Origin of the sequence: Klebsiella sp. FDAARGOS_511 (genome assembly GCF_003812845.1) — a bacterium.
GTDB classification, from domain to species: domain Bacteria; phylum Pseudomonadota; class Gammaproteobacteria; order Enterobacterales; family Enterobacteriaceae; genus Klebsiella; species Klebsiella grimontii.
This window is the reverse complement of record NZ_CP033824.1, coordinates 2002329-2018347: the sequence shown is the minus strand read 5'-3', so window position 1 is coordinate 2018347 and position 16019 is coordinate 2002329. Positions and strand designations below refer to the sequence as shown.

General features: G+C 56.7%; 14 protein-coding genes. 12 read left to right on the top strand and 2 right to left on the bottom strand.

Annotation, left to right across the window (positions count from 1 at the left end):
* The first annotated feature begins 287 nt into the window (after positions 1–287).
* The 12 genes from citC to folA all read left to right on the top strand — a co-directional run bounded on the left by citC (position 288) and on the right by folA (position 14748).
* The gene (gene citC / locus EGY08_RS10660; protein ID WP_032742031.1) at positions 288–1316 is read left to right on the top strand and encodes a [citrate (pro-3S)-lyase] ligase; all 1029 of its coding nucleotides are present in this window, start codon (positions 288–290) and stop codon (positions 1314–1316) included.
* A 29-nt stretch (positions 1317–1345) separates the two neighbouring features.
* Positions 1346–1639 (top strand): citrate lyase acyl carrier protein, encoded by a 294-nt coding sequence (citD, locus tag EGY08_RS10655; protein WP_004128811.1) that lies wholly within the window; start codon positions 1346–1348, stop codon positions 1637–1639.
* Positions 1636–2505 carry a citrate (pro-3S)-lyase subunit beta gene (gene citE, locus EGY08_RS10650; RefSeq protein WP_004128813.1) on the top strand — a complete coding sequence of 290 codons (870 nt, stop codon included), beginning with the start codon at positions 1636–1638 and terminating at the stop codon, positions 2503–2505. The genes citD and citE overlap by 4 nt, the downstream gene beginning before the upstream one ends.
* 10 nt (positions 2506–2515) lie before the next feature.
* On the top strand, positions 2516–4042 hold the full coding sequence (gene citF, locus EGY08_RS10645; RefSeq protein ID WP_049122859.1) for a citrate lyase subunit alpha: 1527 nt from the start codon (positions 2516–2518) through the stop codon (positions 4040–4042).
* A gap of 33 nt (positions 4043–4075) precedes the next feature.
* Entirely contained in the window at positions 4076–4969 is an 894-nt protein-coding gene (citG, locus tag EGY08_RS10640) for a triphosphoribosyl-dephospho-CoA synthase CitG (protein ID WP_369894326.1), read from the top strand.
* Positions 4970–5216: 247 nt separating this feature from the next.
* Positions 5217–6038 carry a 4-hydroxy-tetrahydrodipicolinate reductase gene (dapB, locus tag EGY08_RS10635; protein ID WP_123828475.1) on the top strand — a complete coding sequence of 274 codons (822 nt, stop codon included), beginning with the start codon at positions 5217–5219 and terminating at the stop codon, positions 6036–6038.
* Between the two features lie 457 nt (positions 6039–6495).
* Complete coding sequence (gene carA, locus EGY08_RS10630) at positions 6496–7644, top strand: glutamine-hydrolyzing carbamoyl-phosphate synthase small subunit (protein ID WP_004128821.1); 1149 nt, start codon at positions 6496–6498, stop codon at positions 7642–7644.
* 18 nt (positions 7645–7662) lie between these two features.
* Positions 7663–10887 (top strand): carbamoyl-phosphate synthase large subunit, encoded by a 3225-nt coding sequence (gene carB / locus EGY08_RS10625; RefSeq protein WP_004098519.1) that lies wholly within the window; start codon positions 7663–7665, stop codon positions 10885–10887.
* Between the two features lie 391 nt (positions 10888–11278).
* On the top strand, positions 11279–11512 hold the full coding sequence (locus tag EGY08_RS10620) for a YgdI/YgdR family lipoprotein (protein WP_004098521.1): 234 nt from the start codon (positions 11279–11281) through the stop codon (positions 11510–11512).
* A gap of 167 nt (positions 11513–11679) precedes the next feature.
* A complete protein-coding gene (gene kefF, locus EGY08_RS10615) occupies positions 11680–12213 on the top strand; it encodes a glutathione-regulated potassium-efflux system oxidoreductase KefF (RefSeq protein ID WP_004128823.1) in 534 nt (177 codons plus the stop codon).
* On the top strand, positions 12206–14071 hold the full coding sequence (kefC, locus tag EGY08_RS10610; RefSeq protein ID WP_123828474.1) for a glutathione-regulated potassium-efflux system protein KefC: 1866 nt from the start codon (positions 12206–12208) through the stop codon (positions 14069–14071). The genes kefF and kefC overlap by 8 nt, the downstream gene beginning before the upstream one ends.
* Before the next feature lie 197 nt (positions 14072–14268).
* A complete protein-coding gene (gene folA / locus EGY08_RS10600; RefSeq protein WP_004128826.1) occupies positions 14269–14748 on the top strand; it encodes a type 3 dihydrofolate reductase in 480 nt (159 codons plus the stop codon).
* A gap of 38 nt (positions 14749–14786) precedes the next feature.
* On the opposite strand, the gene apaH is transcribed toward folA, so the two are convergent.
* Both apaH and apaG read right to left on the bottom strand, forming a co-directional pair.
* Entirely contained in the window at positions 14787–15635 is an 849-nt protein-coding gene (gene apaH / locus EGY08_RS10595) for a bis(5'-nucleosyl)-tetraphosphatase (symmetrical) ApaH (RefSeq protein WP_004128827.1), read from the bottom strand.
* 4 nt (positions 15636–15639) lie between these two features.
* Positions 15640–16017, bottom strand: a complete 378-nt coding sequence (apaG, locus tag EGY08_RS10590) for a Co2+/Mg2+ efflux protein ApaG (protein ID WP_004128828.1) — start codon at positions 16015–16017, stop codon at positions 15640–15642.
* Positions 16018–16019 lie beyond the last annotated feature (2 nt).

The window sequence follows — 16019 nt, the reverse complement described above, 5'->3', positions numbered from 1 at the left end:
GTTACCGCCTCGATGCAGCTTGAATGATTTTGTGTATTAATGCCGTTAGAAAAAGCAATAATAGGACGGCGGCATAATAATAAATGTACCTCAGGATGATATGTGATTATCTTCACTTATTGGCCGTGTTTTTAATTAATTTAATTGTTTTTATTCTTCTGAATTAATTAACAACATAAAAACCATAAAGCCAATTAAGGTTCGGGGAAAAGTGTGATTTAAATAAAAGAACCGCTATGCGAACGATGGCGAAATACAGCTCGTTTTGGTTAATGAAGCGCAGAAAAATGAATCTGATATTAAAACGCGTCGCGTTGCAAAAAGATCCCCGGCGGCGAGAGGCGATTGACCTCTTTCTTCACCAGCATCAGCTTTCGCTGGAGGTGGACTGCGAAATCGTGATTGTTGCCGAATACCAGCGGCGGATTGTCGGCTGCGGCGCGATTGCCGGCTGCGTGCTCAAATGTATTGCCGTCGATCCTTCGCTCCAGGGGGAGGGGCTCAGTCTGAAGCTGCTGACTGAATTGATGACCCAGGCGTATGAACTGGGCCGTAGCGAGCTGTTTTTGTTCACCAAACCCTACAATGCGGCGCTATTTTCCTGTGCCGGATTCTGGCCTATCGCCCGCGCGGGGGATCAGGCTGTATTAATGGAGAATAGCCGCGAGCGTCTGTCGCGCTATTGCCGCCAGCTGACGATGTATCGCCAGCCCGGGGAGAAAATCGGCGCCATCGTGATGAACGCCAATCCCTTTACCCTGGGGCATCGTTGGCTGGTGGAGCAAGCCGCTCGCCAGTGTGACTGGCTGCACCTGTTCGTGGTGAAGGAAGATGCTTCGTTTTTCAGCTATCGCGATCGCGTGGCGCTGATTGAACAGGGGATCGCCGGGATCGCCAATGTGACCCTGCATCCCGGATCGGCCTACCTGATCTCCCGGGCCACGTTTCCGGGCTACTTCCTTAAAGATCAGGGCGTGGTTGACGATTGTCACTGTCAGATCGATCTACAACTCTTCCGTGAACGTTTAGCCCCGGCGCTGGGCGTAACCCACCGCTTTGTCGGCAGCGAACCGCTGTGCGAATTAACCCGCCAGTACAACCTGCGCATGCGCCAACTGCTGGAAGCGCCCGGCGACGCGCCGGCCATTCAGGTGGTTGAGCTGGCGCGGGTTGAGAAAGAGGGCGGGCCGATTTCCGCCTCTCGGGTGCGCAGGCTATATCAGCAGCGCCAGTGGTCGGCGATTGCGCCGCTGGTACCGCCGGGAACTCTCTCTTTTCTAATGCATCTGGCGGAAAGCGAACATCAAACCGCCTGATTTACCTCCATAACTAAGGATCAGCTTCTATGGAAATGAAGATTGACGCCCTGGCCGGCACGCTGGAATCCAGCGATGTGATGGTCAGGATCGGGCCGGCTAATGAGCCAGGCATTCAGCTTGAGATCGACAGCATTGTGAAGCAGCAGTTTGGCGCGGCGATTGAACGGGTGGTCAGAGAGACGCTGACGCAGCTTGGCGTTACCCGGGCGAACGTCGTCGTCGATGATAAAGGCGCGCTCGAATGCGTGCTGAAGGCTCGCGTTCAGGCCGCGGCGCTGCGCGCGGCGCAACAATCTCAACCGCAATGGAGCCAGATATGAAACCTCGTCGCAGTATGCTGTTTATCCCCGGCGCCAACGCCGCGATGTTAAGCACCTCGTTTGTGTACGGCGCTGACGCGGTGATGTTTGACCTCGAAGATGCCGTCTCGCTCCGTGAAAAAGATACCGCCCGCCTGCTGGTGCATCACGCGCTACAGCATCCGCTCTATCGGGATGTGGAAACCGTGGTGCGTATTAACCCGCTCAATACGCCGTTTGGTCTCGCCGATCTTGAAGCGGTAGTGCGCGCGGGCGTGGACATGGTGCGCCTGCCGAAAACCGACAGCAAAGAAGATATCCACGAACTGGAAGCGCACGTCGAGCGGATTGAACGCGAGTGCGGACGGGAAGTAGGGAGCACTAAGCTAATGGCGGCGATTGAGTCGGCGCTGGGCGTGGTGAACGCCGTTGAGATTGCTCGCGCCAGCCCGCGCCTGTCGGCGATCGCGCTGGCGGCTTTCGATTACGTCATGGATATGGGCACCTGCCGCGGCGACGGCACCGAGCTGTTTTACGCCCGCTGCGCGGTGCTGCACGCGGCGCGAGTCGCCGGGATCGCGGCTTACGACGTGGTGTGGTCGGATATTAACAATGAAGAGGGGTTCCTCGCGGAAGCGAACCTGGCGAAAAATCTTGGCTTTAACGGCAAATCGCTGGTCAACCCGCGCCAGATCGAACTGCTGCATCAGGTCTATGCCCCAACGCTGAAAGACGTTGAGCATGCGCGGGACGTTATCGCGGCGGCGGAAGAGGCGGAACAGCGCGGTCTGGGCGTGGTATCGCTGAACGGTAAGATGATAGATGGACCGATTATCGACCATGCGCGCAAAGTCGTGGCGCTGTCGGCTTCCGGCATTCGTGATTAAGGAGCAAATAATGAAAGAAACCGTAGCAATGCTTAATCAGCAGTACGTGATGCCGGAAGGATTAGCGCCCTATGCGGGTGTGACGGCGAAAAGCCCGTGGCTGGCCAGTGAAAGCGAAAAGCGCCAACGTAAAATCTGCGCCTCGCTGGAGGAGGCGATTCGCCGTTCGGGCCTGCAAAACGGCATGACCATCTCCTTTCACCACGCCTTTCGCGGCGGCGACAAAGTGATCAATATGGTGATGGCGAAGCTGGCTGAAATGGGTTTTCGCGATCTGACGCTGGCCTCAAGTTCGTTGATCGATGCCCACTGGCCGCTGATTGAGCATATTAAAAATGGCGTGGTCCGCCAGATTTACACCTCCGGCCTGCGCGGTAAACTGGGAGAAGAGATTTCCGCTGGTCTGATGGAAAACCCGGTACAAATCCACTCCCACGGCGGCCGCGCGCATTTAGTACAAACTGGCGAGCTGACCATTGATGTGGCATTTCTTGGCGTGCCCTGTTGCGATGAATATGGCAATGCCAACGGCTTTAGCGGTAAATCCCGCTGCGGCTCGCTGGGTTACGCCAAAGTCGATGCAGAAGCCGCAAAATGCGTGGTGCTACTAACCGAAGAGTGGGTTGATTATCCGAATTACCCGGCGAGCATTGCCCAGGATCAGGTTGATCTGATCGTTCAGGTCGATGAAGTTGGCGATCCGGCAAAAATTACCGCCGGGGCGATCCGGTTGACCAGTAATCCGCGTGAGCTGCTGATCGCGCGCCAGGCAGCCAAAGTGATCGAACACTCAGGCTACTTCAAAGATGGATTCTCTTTGCAAACCGGCACCGGCGGCGCGTCGCTGGCGGTGACTCGATTCCTCGAAGATAAAATGCGTCGCAATGAGATCACCGCCAGCTTTGGTCTGGGTGGGATCACCGGCACGATGGTCGATCTGCATGAAAAGGGCCTGATTAAAGCGCTGCTGGATACTCAGTCCTTCGACGGAGATGCCGCGCGTTCGCTGGCGAATAACCCCAACCATATTGAAATTTCTGCTAACCAATATGCCAACCCAAGCTCTAAAGGTATCGCTTGCGAACGCCTGAATGTGGTGATGCTGAGCGCCCTGGAAATCGATATCGGATTCAACGTTAACGTGATGACTGGTTCTAACGGCGTGCTGCGCGGGGCATCCGGCGGCCACAGCGATACGGCGGCAGGCGCTGATTTAACCATTATCACCGCACCGCTGGTGCGCGGACGCATTCCGTGCGTGGTAGAGAAAGTGCTGACGCGCGTGACGCCGGGCGCCAGCGTAGATGTGCTGGTAACCGATCACGGTATCGCTGTTAACCCGGCTCGTCAGGATCTGATTGATACCCTACGCAATGCCGGTATCCCATTGATGACCATCGAAGAGCTGCAGCAGCGCGCCGAGCTGTTAACCGGTAAACCTGAGCCTATCGAATTTACCGACCGCGTCGTGGCCGTCGTGCGCTATCGCGACGGTTCGGTAATTGATGTGATTCATCAGGTTAAAAACGCCAGCTAACGCATCGAGGAGGAAGGCATGAGCGAAGTGATAATGAGCCAGCAACGCCCGTTGAGCCGTCAAACGGTGGCGGCGGAGGAGATGGTTTCTCGCGTAGAACGGGCGCTGTTGACCGAAGTTCGCCTGACGCCGAAGCCCGGGCTGGTGGATATTCGTAACGCCGGCGCCCATCGGGATATGGATCTCGCCTCTTTTGAGGCCAGCACGGCGGTTGTCGCCCCATGGATGGAGAAGTTTTTCATTATGGGCCACGACACGGCCAATATCATGCCGGAACAGGTGCTGACGATGCTGCGTCCGGTGGGCATGGCCTGCGAGACGGATATGCTGGCAGCTACCGGCGGGGTGAATACCCATCGCGGCGCGATCTTCGCTTTTGGCCTACTCAGCGCGGCGGCGGGAAGGCTGGTGGCCAGAGGGGAGCCAGTTGAGCAGCATCGGGTTTGCGATCAGGTGGCCCGCTTCTGCCGGGGCCTGGTCGGGCGAGAGCTCTCCTCTCCCGAAGGAAAGAAGGTGAGTAAAGGCGAGGGGCATTTCCTGCGCTACGGGCTATCCGGCGCACGGGGCGAAGCGGAAAGCGGCTTTCGCACTGTGCGCACCCAGGCGATGCCGGTATTCAATCGCGTTATGGCGGAGACCGGCGATACCAATCTGGCGTTATTGCAGACCTTGCTGCACCTGATGGCCTGGAATGACGACACCAACCTGGTGTCGCGTGGCGGGCTTGAAGGGCTGAATTTTGTTCAGCAGCAGGCGCAAAGGCTACTGTGGGAAGGTGGTGTGCTGACTGACGGCGGCCTGGAAGCGCTCCGCCAGCTGGATGATGAACTGATTGTCCGCCACCTTAGCCCCGGTGGCAGCGCCGACCTGCTGGCGGTCACCTCGTTCCTGTCCGGTTTCCCGGCCGGGGAGCTGTTCCTGCACTAATCGCTCGCTTTTATCTCGACGGTTCACCCGGATTGGCCAGCAGAGGGCCGATCCGGGGTTGCGGACCGCGCTTGCTCCTTTCTCCTCACTACTCAACGGCAAATTCACGGCACAATCTTATAGTTTTTACTGATATCGGCGGCAGTTTGTCATAAATTTCTAATTATTGGTGTTTTTGAGTAGCGGCCCATCGATGGGCTGGTTACTCTGAAAACAATTTACGTAGTGTTAACAAAAGAGAATAGCTATGCATGATGCACAAATCCGCGTGGCCATCGCGGGCGCGGGCGGCCGGATGGGACGCCAGTTAATTCAGGCGGTACAGCAGATGGACGGCGCGGCGCTTGGCGCGGCGCTGGAACGCGAAGGTTCGTCGCTGCTCGGCAGCGATGCGGGCGAGCTGGCGGGCGTAGGCAAGGCGGGGGTTGTGGTGCAAAGCAGCCTTGAGGCGGTAAAAGACGATTTCGACGTTTTCATCGACTTTACCCGCCCGGAAGGCACGCTGAACCATCTCGCCTTTTGCCGTCAACACGGTAAAGGAATGGTTATCGGCACCACCGGGTTTGACGACGCCGGCAAACAGGCCATTCGCGAGGCTTCGCAGGAGATCGCCATCGTCTTTGCCGCCAACTTCAGCGTTGGGGTCAACGTGATGCTCAAGCTGCTGGAGAAGGCGGCGAAGGTGATGGGCAACTATACCGATATTGAGATTATCGAAGCGCATCATCGCCACAAAGTGGATGCGCCATCGGGTACGGCGCTGGCGATGGGAGAAGCGATTGCCGGTGCGCTGGATAAAGATCTGAAAGCGTGTGCGGTCTACAGTCGCGAAGGCTACACCGGCGAACGTGTTCCCGGCACTATCGGTTTTGCGACCGTCCGCGCCGGGGATATCGTCGGCGAGCACACGGCGATGTTTGCGGATATCGGTGAACGCATTGAAATCAGTCACAAGGCCTCCAGCCGGATGACATTTGCGAATGGCGCCGTACGCTCTGCTTTATGGTTAAAAGGTATGAAAAACGGCCTTTTTGATATGCGAGATGTGCTTGAACTGAACTCTTTATAATGATTATTACCCATCGTGATGTGGTTATTGCATTCAATAAGTAATTGATTGCAAGGGGCAATACTTTATTGCCCTTTTTTATTTTTGGTTGTTTAGATGATTTTCATCGTTAAGCGTTCAAAATAGTACGTTATCTATGTTTTTTTTGTTGTTTTATTGTGAATTTTGACCGTCTGGTCTACTTTTTCAATCCCTGCGCTAAGATTCTACAATCATTCTCTTCCGCAAGCGTTTTCCCAGTCTAGTTAGTTGATCTTTTTGCCCATTAAGACCGATATTGCTGAATAGTCGCCTGAAACAAGATTAAAAATATCCGCTTTAAGTTGACTTTTACCGGCCATCTCTCCAGAATGCCGCCGTTTGCCAAAATTCTGCGGGCAACAGATTTGCATTGATTCAGATCTACATTATGAATTAATATGCAAATAAAGTGAGTGGATATTCTCTGGAGGGTGTTTTGATTAAGTCAGCGCTATTGGTTCTGGAAGACGGAACCCAGTTTCACGGTCGGGCCATAGGGGCTACCGGCACGGCGGTTGGGGAAGTCGTTTTCAATACTTCAATGACCGGTTATCAAGAAATCCTCACTGATCCTTCCTATTCCCGCCAAATCGTCACTCTAACCTATCCCCATATCGGCAACGTCGGCACCAATGCCGCCGATGAAGAGTCTTCTCAGGTACATGCTCAGGGTCTGGTCATTCGCGATCTGCCGCTGATTGCCAGCAACTTCCGCAACACCGAAGACCTCTCTTCTTATCTGAAGCGCCATAACATCGTGGCGATTGCCGATATTGATACGCGTAAGCTGACCCGTCTGCTGCGTGAAAAAGGCGCGCAGAACGGCTGCATCATTGCCGGCGACAGTCCGGACGCGCAGCTGGCGCTGGAAAAAGCGAAAGCGTTCCCGGGCCTCAACGGTATGGATCTGGCGAAGGAAGTAACGACCGCAGAAACCTACAGCTGGACACAGGGGAGCTGGACGCTGGCGGGAGACCTGCCGGAAGCCAAAGCGGAAAGCGAGCTGCCGTTCCACGTGGTGGCCTACGATTTCGGCGCCAAGCGCAACATTCTGCGCATGCTGGTCGATCGTGGCTGCCGCCTGACGGTGGTTCCGGCGCAGACCTCCGCCGAAGAGGTGCTGAAGATGAATCCGGACGGTATTTTCCTGTCCAACGGCCCTGGCGACCCGGCGCCTTGTGATTACGCTATCGACGCGATTACGAAGTTCCTGGAAACCGACATTCCAGTATTCGGCATCTGCCTCGGCCATCAGCTGCTGGCGCTGGCGAGCGGTGCAAAGACCGTGAAGATGAAGTTCGGCCACCACGGCGGCAACCATCCGGTAAAAGATATGGATAACAACGTGGTGATGATCACCGCGCAGAACCACGGTTTTGCGGTGGATGAAGCGTCGATGCCCGCTAACCTGCGCGTGACCCACAAGTCGCTGTTCGACGGCACCCTGCAGGGCATTCACCGTACCGACAAACCGGCGTTCAGCTTCCAGGGGCACCCGGAAGCGAGCCCTGGCCCGCACGATGCCGCACCGCTGTTCGACCATTTTATCGAATTAATTGAGCAGTACCGTCAGTCCGCGAAATAATCAGGAGTTAAGAGAGCCATGCCAAAACGTACAGATATAAAAAGCATCCTGATTCTGGGCGCGGGCCCGATTGTTATCGGTCAGGCGTGTGAGTTTGACTACTCCGGCGCCCAGGCGTGTAAAGCGCTGCGCGAAGAGGGTTACCGCGTCATTCTGGTAAACTCTAACCCGGCTACCATCATGACCGACCCGGAAATGGCCGATGCCACCTACATCGAGCCGATTCACTGGGAAGTGGTGCGCAAGATTATTGAGAAAGAGCGTCCGGATGCGGTTCTGCCGACCATGGGCGGCCAGACGGCGCTGAACTGCGCGCTGGAGCTGGAGCGTCAGGGCGTGCTTGAAGAATTCGGCGTGACCATGATTGGCGCGACCGCCGATGCGATTGATAAAGCCGAAGACCGCCGCCGTTTCGACGTGGCGATGAAGAAAATCGGCCTCGACACCGCGCGTTCCGGTATCGCGCATACTATGGAAGAAGCGCTGGCGGTTGCCGCTGACGTTGGTTTCCCATGTATCATCCGTCCCTCCTTTACCATGGGCGGCACCGGAGGTGGTATCGCCTATAACCGCGAAGAATTCGAAGAGATTTGCGAGCGCGGGCTGGATCTCTCCCCAACCAATGAACTGCTGATTGATGAGTCGCTGATTGGCTGGAAAGAGTACGAGATGGAAGTGGTGCGTGATAAAAACGACAACTGTATCATCGTCTGCTCTATCGAAAACTTTGACGCCATGGGCATCCATACCGGTGACTCCATCACCGTTGCGCCGGCGCAGACCCTGACCGATAAAGAATACCAAATCATGCGTAACGCCTCGATGGCGGTACTGCGTGAAATCGGCGTTGAGACCGGCGGTTCCAACGTTCAGTTCTCGGTGAACCCGAAAGACGGTCGCCTGATCGTTATCGAAATGAACCCGCGCGTATCCCGCTCCTCGGCGCTGGCCTCGAAAGCCACCGGCTTCCCGATTGCCAAGGTCGCGGCGAAGCTGGCGGTAGGTTACACCCTTGATGAGCTGATGAACGATATCACCGGCGGCCGTACCCCGGCGTCGTTTGAGCCGTCCATCGACTACGTCGTGACTAAAATCCCGCGCTTCAACTTCGAAAAATTCGTTGGCGCCAACGATCGCCTGACCACCCAGATGAAATCTGTCGGTGAAGTGATGGCGATTGGCCGCACGCAGCAGGAATCCCTGCAAAAAGCGCTGCGTGGCCTGGAAGTGGGCGCCACCGGTTTCGACCCGAAGGTGAGCCTTGACGACCCGGAAGCGCTGACCAAGATTCGCCGCGAGCTGAAAGACGCGGGCGCTGAGCGTATCTGGTACATCGCCGATGCCTTCCGCGCCGGCCTGTCCGTCGACGGCGTTTTCAACCTGACCAATATCGACCGCTGGTTCCTGGTGCAGATTGAAGAGCTGGTGCGTCTGGAAGAGAAAGTGGCCGAAGTCGGTATTACCGGCCTCGACGCCGACTTCCTGCGTCAGCTTAAGCGCAAAGGCTTTGCCGATGCGCGTCTGGCGAAGCTGGCGGGCGTGCGCGAAGCGGAAATCCGCAAGCTGCGCGACCAGTACGACCTGCACCCGGTCTACAAGCGTGTGGATACCTGCGCGGCGGAATTCGCCACCGACACCGCCTACATGTACTCCACCTATGAAGACGAGTGCGAAGCGAACCCGTCCGTTGACCGCGATAAAATCATGGTACTCGGCGGCGGCCCGAACCGTATTGGTCAGGGTATCGAGTTTGACTACTGCTGCGTACACGCCTCCCTGGCGCTGCGCGAAGACGGCTATGAGACCATTATGGTCAACTGTAACCCGGAAACCGTCTCCACCGACTACGACACCTCCGACCGTCTCTACTTCGAACCGGTGACGCTGGAAGATGTACTGGAAATCGTGCGTATCGAGAAGCCGAAAGGCGTTATCGTACAGTACGGCGGTCAGACTCCGCTGAAGCTGGCGCGCGCGCTGGAAGCGGCTGGCGTGCCGGTTATCGGCACCAGCCCGGATGCGATTGACCGTGCGGAAGACCGTGAGCGCTTCCAGCATGCGGTTGACCGCCTGAAGCTGAAGCAGCCGGCGAACGCCACTGTGACCGCGATCGAAATGGCTGTCGAAAAAGCGAAAGAGATTGGCTACCCGCTGGTGGTGCGCCCGTCCTACGTTCTCGGCGGTCGCGCGATGGAGATCGTCTATGACGAGATCGACCTGCGCCGTTACTTCCAGACCGCGGTCAGCGTCTCTAACGATGCGCCGGTACTGCTGGACCGTTTCCTTGACGATGCGGTTGAAGTTGACGTTGATGCGATCTGCGACGGCGAAATGGTGCTGATTGGCGGCATCATGGAGCATATCGAGCAGGCGGGCGTGCACTCCGGCGACTCCGCGTGTTCACTGCCGGCCTACACCCTGAGTCAGGAAATTCAGGATGTGATGCGCGAGCAGGTGCAGAAGCTGGCCTTTGAGCTGCAGGTTCGCGGCCTGATGAACGTGCAGTTTGCGGTCAAAAACAACGAAGTCTACCTGATTGAAGTCAACCCGCGCGCGGCGCGTACCGTCCCGTTTGTCTCGAAAGCCACTGGCGTACCGCTGGCGAAAGTCGCGGCGCGCGTGATGGCCGGGAAAACGTTGGCGCAGCAAGGCGTGACCAAAGAAATCATTCCGCCGTACTACTCGGTGAAAGAGGTGGTGCTGCCGTTCAACAAATTCCCGGGCGTTGACCCGCTGTTAGGGCCAGAAATGCGCTCGACCGGTGAAGTGATGGGCGTGGGACGTACCTTTGCGGAAGCCTTCGCCAAGGCGCAGCTGGGCAGCAACTCCACGATGAAGAAACAGGGGCGCGCGTTGCTCTCCGTTCGTGAAGGCGACAAAGAGCGCGTGGTGGATCTGGCGGCAAAACTGCTGAAGTTCGGTTTTGAGCTGGATGCCACTCACGGTACCGCGATTGTGCTGGGCGAAGCCGGCATCAACCCGCGTCTGGTGAACAAGGTGCATGAAGGTCGTCCGCACATTCAGGACCGTATTAAGAATGGCGAATATACCTATATCATCAACACCACCGCAGGTCGTCAGGCGATTGAAGACTCCAAGCTGATTCGCCGCAGTGCGCTGCAGTACAAAGTGCACTATGACACCACGCTGAACGGCGGTTTCGCCACCGCAATGGCGCTGAACGCCAACGCGATGGAGAAGGTGACATCGGTACAAGAAATGCACGCGCAGATTAAAAAGTAATCTCATCTGCCACTAATAGCGCCTCCGGTGGCCAACGCCGGAGGCGCTTTTTTTTTTTGCGTGGCGCTAAGCCCGGGCGGAATAAAGTGACGCTCCCCGCGGCGCTGAACGCCGATCAAAAATAGAGGGCCTGGCGCTAACAGGCCACTTCGGAGAGTTCTGGTTTTCTCCCTCGGTTCAGTCAGCTAGCCTAAAGTGGTTAGGGTGATAATTAATATGACTTAGAGCCTATCCCAGTAGGCGTTATTGGCGCAGCCAGTTTGGATACGGACAGCGCGGAGAAACCGGAGCGTACACGTAGTACGTGAGGATTTCGAGCACTGCCCAGGTCCAAAATGGCAAGTGAAATAGTCCTAATGGGATAGGCTCTTAATAACGGGAGAGAAACACGATGCAATATAAACCCCTCACTGCTGCTGTTTTCGCCGCTGCCGCGCTTTTTACCGTCGCTGGCTGCTCATCCAATCAGTCGCTAAAAACGACCGACGGCAAAACCATTGTGACCGATGGCAAGCCGCAGGTGGACGATGATACCGGGCTTGTGTCCTACAAAAATGCCGAGACTGGCCGCACCGAGCAGATCAATCGCGATCAGGTTAAATCGATGGATGAACTGGATAACTAAGCGTTCTCCATGGCCCCGTGCGGCGGGGTCATATCTGTCCTTACCTTTGCGCACATCTGACAGCCCCTCATCCTGAATGAGATTTAAATCACACTTATCATTGTAAGCGATTCGATTAACTGTCTACACTCTTGCTGATTACAACAAGAACTAACGCAGGCTAATCAATGATTCTCATAATTTATGCGCACCCTTATCCGCAGCACTCGCATGCGAATAAGCGGATGCTTGAACAGGCAGGAACGCTTGACGGCGTAGAGATACGCTCCCTCTATCAACTTTATCCCGATTTCAATATCGATATCGCCGCCGAGCAGGCCGCGCTGGCCCGAGCCGATCTGGTTATCTGGCAGCATCCGATGCAGTGGTACAGCGTACCGCCGTTGCTGAAGCTGTGGCTGGATAAGGTACTGGCGCACGGCTGGGCATACGGGCACAACGGTATCGCGCTGCACGGTAAATCGCTAATGTGGGCAGTCACCACCGGCGGCGGCGAAAGCCACTTTGATATCGGTTCCTTCCCCGGTTTCGACGTGCTGGCGCAGCCGCTGCAGGCCACCGCGCTGTATTGCGGCATGAAATGGCTGCCGCCGTTCGCGATGCATTGCACTTTTATCTGCGATGACGAAACCCTTCAGGCGCAGGCGCGCCGCTATCGTCAACGTTTAATCGAATGGCAGGAGGCGCACAACCATGGATAGCCATACGCTGATACAGGCGCTGATCTATTTAGGATCCGCTGCGCTAATTGTGCCGATTGCCGTACGTCTTGGACTGGGGTCGGTACTCGGCTATTTAATTGCTGGCTGTATTATTGGCCCGTGGGGGCTGCGGCTGGTCACCGACGCCGAGTCGATTCTGCACTTTGCCGAAATCGGCGTGGTGCTGATGCTTTTTGTCATCGGCCTGGAGCTGGATCCCCAACGATTGTGGAAACTGCGCGCCTCGGTGTTCGGCGGCGGGGCGCTGCAGATGGTTGTCTGCGGCGTGCTGATCGGCCTGTTCTGCATGTCGCTTGGTCTGCGCTGGCAGGTTGCCGAGCTGATTGGTATGACCCTGGCGCTCTCCTCAACGGCGATCGCCATGCAGGCGATGAACGAACGTAACCTGACGGTTACGCAACTGGGCCGCAGCGCTTTCGCGGTGCTGCTGTTTCAGGATATCGCGGCCATTCCTCTGGTGGCGATGATCCCGCTGCTGGCGGCAAGCGGCGGCTCGACGACCTTGGGCGCGTTTGCGCTCTCGGCGCTGAAAGTAGCGGGTGCGCTGGCGCTGGTGGTGGCGCTCGGACGTTATCTGACCCGGCCTATGCTGCGTTTTGTCGCGCGCTCCGGGCTGCGCGAAGTCTTCAGCGCCGTGGCCATGTTCCTGGTATTTGGCTTCGGACTGCTGCTGGAAGAGGTCGGGCTGTCGATGGCGATGGGGGCCTTCCTCGCCGGGGTGCTGCTGGCGAGCTCGGAGTACCGCCACGCCCTGGAGAGCGATATTGAACCGTTTAAGGGGCTGCTGCTGGGGCTGTTTTTTATCGGCGTCGGCATGTCTATCGACTTCGGTACCCTGGTCACTCATCCGCTGCGGATCCTGATTTTGCTGGTGGGATTCCTGGTGATTAAGTCCCTGATGCTGTGGCTGATCGCCAGGCCGTTAGGCGTACCTCGCGCCCAGCGCCGCTGGTTTGCGGTGCTGCTGGGGCAGGGGAGTGAATTCGCCTTTGTGGTCTTCGGCGCGGCGCAGATGGCCGATGTCCTGGACGGCGAATGGGCGAAGGCGTTGACCCTGGCGGTGGCGCTATCGATGGCTGCCACGCCAATCTTGCTGGTGTTGCTGACCCGTCTGGAGAAATCCGCCAGCGGCCAGGAGCGCGAAGCCGATGAAATTGATGAAGAGCAGCCGCGGGTGATTATCGCCGGCTTCGGTCGTTACGGGCAGATTGCCGGCCGCGTGCTGCTCTCCAGCGGCGTGAAGATGGTGATCCTCGATCACGATCCTGACCACGTCGATACCCTGCGTAAGTTTGATATGAAGGTGTTCTACGGCGATGCGACGCGGGTTGACCTGCTGGAATCGGCGGGGGCGGAAAAAGCGGAAGTGCTGATTAACGCCATCGACGATCCGCAGACGAACCTGCAGCTGGCGGAGCTGGCAAAAGAGCATTTCCCACATCTGCAGATCATCTCCCGCGCCCGCGATGTCGATCATTATATTAAGCTGCGCCAGGCCGGAGTCGAAGCGCCGGAGCGCGAAACCTTTGAAGCGGCGCTGAAGTCCGGGCGTATGACGCTGGAGGCGCTGGGCCTCGGCGCCTATGAGGCCCGGGAACGCGCCGACCTGTTCCGCCGTTTCAACCTGCAAATGGTTGAAGAGATGGTGGCGATGGCGGAAAACGATGCGGCTTCGCGGGTGGCGGTGTTCAAACGTACCAGCGATATGCTGACCGGCATTATTAACGAGGACCGCAATCATTTATCGCTGGTTCAGCGTCACGGCTGGCAGGGGACGGAAGAGGGACGGCATACCGGCGATATCGCTGATGAACCGGAGAATAAGCCCTCGGTATAGGGTAAATTCAGGGTGTTACGTTAGCTTTACAAGTAACATTTTGTTTTCAATTTAAATCCTGTTCTGGCGGCTCACGGGGCTTACGTGGGCTCGCCAGCAAAACTTAAAATTTTCTGATTCTTTACCCTTTGCCCAGTCGACGAAGTATTACGCTTTCCGTATAGTGGCGACAATTTTTTGCATTCGGGAATTATTTAATGATCAGTCTGATTGCGGCGTTAGCGGTAGATCGCGTCATTGGTATGGAAAACGCCATGCCATGGAACCTGCCTGCCGATCTCGCCTGGTTTAAGCGCAATACCTTAAACAAACCGGTAGTGATGGGACGTCTTACCTGGGAATCCATCGGTCGTCCGTTACCGGGACGTAAAAATATCGTGATTAGCAGCCAGCCCGGAACCGACGAGCGCGTGGAGTGGGTCAAATCGGTCGATGAAGCTATTGCCGCCTGCGGCGACGTGGAAGAGATGATGGTGATCGGCGGCGGTCGCGTGTATGAGCAGTTCCTGCCGAAAGCACACAAGCTCTATCTGACGCATATTGATGCGGAAGTGGAGGGCGATACTCATTTCCCGGATTACGACCCGGACGAGTGGGAGTCGGTATTCAGCGAGTTCCACGATGCCGATGCGCAGAATTCCCATAGCTACTGCTTCGAGATTCTGGAGCGCCGCTAAAGCTTTCCCCGGTGGCTTAGCCCACCGGGGGACTATCTTCAGGAGGCGATTGCCTCATCCCCATCAAGATTTACCTGCCGGTTTGATGGCTGCGTAAAATATGTCTTATCTTCCCAGCGCAGGCAGGTCAGATCGCCGCCCCAGCAGCAGCCGGTATCCAGCGCGTAAATGCCTTCCGGCGTGCCTTTTCCTTCCAGTGAAGCCCAATGACCGAAAGCAATACTGTACTCGTTGGCCACCGGTCCGGGAATGGCAAACCACGGCTTGAGCGGCGCGGGGGCGTTTTCCGGCGCCTCTTTGGCGTACATATCCAACTGCCCGTTCGGGAAGCAGTAGCGCATGCGGGTAAAGGCGTTGGAGATAAAGCGCAGGCGCGCCAGGCCGCTGAGCTCGTTACTCCAGTTGTTCGGCATATCGCCGTACATCGCGTCGAGGAAGAACGGATAGGAGTCGCTGGCGAGCACGGCTTCCACATCGCGGGCGCACTGTTTGGCGGTTTCCAGATCCCATTGCGGGGTGATCCCGGCATGGGCCATGACCAGCTTTTTCTCTTCATCGATTTGCATCATTGGCTGACGACGCAGCCAGTTGAGCAGATCGTCGGCATCCGGTGCCTCGAGTAGCGATTTCAGCCGATCTTTGGGTTTATTGCGGCTAATGCCCGCAAAGACCGCCAGCAGGTGCAGGTCATGATTGCCAAGGACGATGCGAACGCTATCGCCAAGCTGTTTCACGAAACGCAGCACTTCCAGAGAACCGGGGCCGCGCGCGACCAGGTCGCCCGTGAGCCACAGCGTATCAACCTCAGGGTTAAACTCCACCTGCTCTAATAATGCGATCAGTTCATCGTAGCAACCGTGAACGTCGCCAATAAGGTATGTAGACATTGTTTTAATGGATGAGGGTTGGTACTGCGAGACGGAAAACAGGGACTTCAATGGAGAACGGCGCGCCGTTCACATCGATCATCTCATAATGTCCCTGCATGGTGCCCAGCGGCGTTTCAATGACCGCGCCGCTGGTATATTGATACTCACCGCCAGCGGGAATATGCGGCTGCTCGCCGACAACCCCTTCACCCTGGACTTCGGTCTCGCGACCGTGGCCGTTGGTGATAAGCCAGTAGCGGCCAAGAAGCTGAACCTGAGTTCGCCCCAGATTGCGAATGGTGACGGTATAAGCAAAGACGTAACGCTCTTCTTCCGGAGAAGATTGCGATTCGATATAGACGCTTTGTACCTGCACACATACTCGGGGCGAATTAATCATGG

What these genes read in the sequence shown, in the direction of transcription:
- citC (WP_032742031.1), top strand. Translation starts at nt 288, where the DNA reads ATGAATCTGATATTAAAACGCGTCGCGTTGCAAAAAGATCCCCGGCGG.
- citD (WP_004128811.1), top strand. Translation starts at nt 1,346, where the DNA reads ATGGAAATGAAGATTGACGCCCTGGCCGGCACGCTGGAATCCAGCGAT.
- citE (WP_004128813.1), top strand. Translation starts at nt 1,636, where the DNA reads ATGAAACCTCGTCGCAGTATGCTGTTTATCCCCGGCGCCAACGCCGCG.
- citF (WP_049122859.1), top strand. Translation starts at nt 2,516, where the DNA reads ATGAAAGAAACCGTAGCAATGCTTAATCAGCAGTACGTGATGCCGGAA.
- citG (WP_369894326.1), top strand. Translation starts at nt 4,076, where the DNA reads ATGAGCCAGCAACGCCCGTTGAGCCGTCAAACGGTGGCGGCGGAGGAG.
- dapB (WP_123828475.1), top strand. Translation starts at nt 5,217, where the DNA reads ATGCATGATGCACAAATCCGCGTGGCCATCGCGGGCGCGGGCGGCCGG.
- carB (WP_004098519.1), top strand. Translation starts at nt 7,663, where the DNA reads ATGCCAAAACGTACAGATATAAAAAGCATCCTGATTCTGGGCGCGGGC.
- EGY08_RS10620 (WP_004098521.1), top strand. Translation starts at nt 11,279, where the DNA reads ATGCAATATAAACCCCTCACTGCTGCTGTTTTCGCCGCTGCCGCGCTT.
- kefF (WP_004128823.1), top strand. Translation starts at nt 11,680, where the DNA reads ATGATTCTCATAATTTATGCGCACCCTTATCCGCAGCACTCGCATGCG.
- kefC (WP_123828474.1), top strand. Translation starts at nt 12,206, where the DNA reads ATGGATAGCCATACGCTGATACAGGCGCTGATCTATTTAGGATCCGCT.
- folA (WP_004128826.1), top strand. Translation starts at nt 14,269, where the DNA reads ATGATCAGTCTGATTGCGGCGTTAGCGGTAGATCGCGTCATTGGTATG.
- apaH (WP_004128827.1), bottom strand. Translation starts at nt 15,635, where the DNA reads ATGTCTACATACCTTATTGGCGACGTTCACGGTTGCTACGATGAACTG.
- apaG (WP_004128828.1), bottom strand. Translation starts at nt 16,017, where the DNA reads ATGATTAATTCGCCCCGAGTATGTGTGCAGGTACAAAGCGTCTATATC.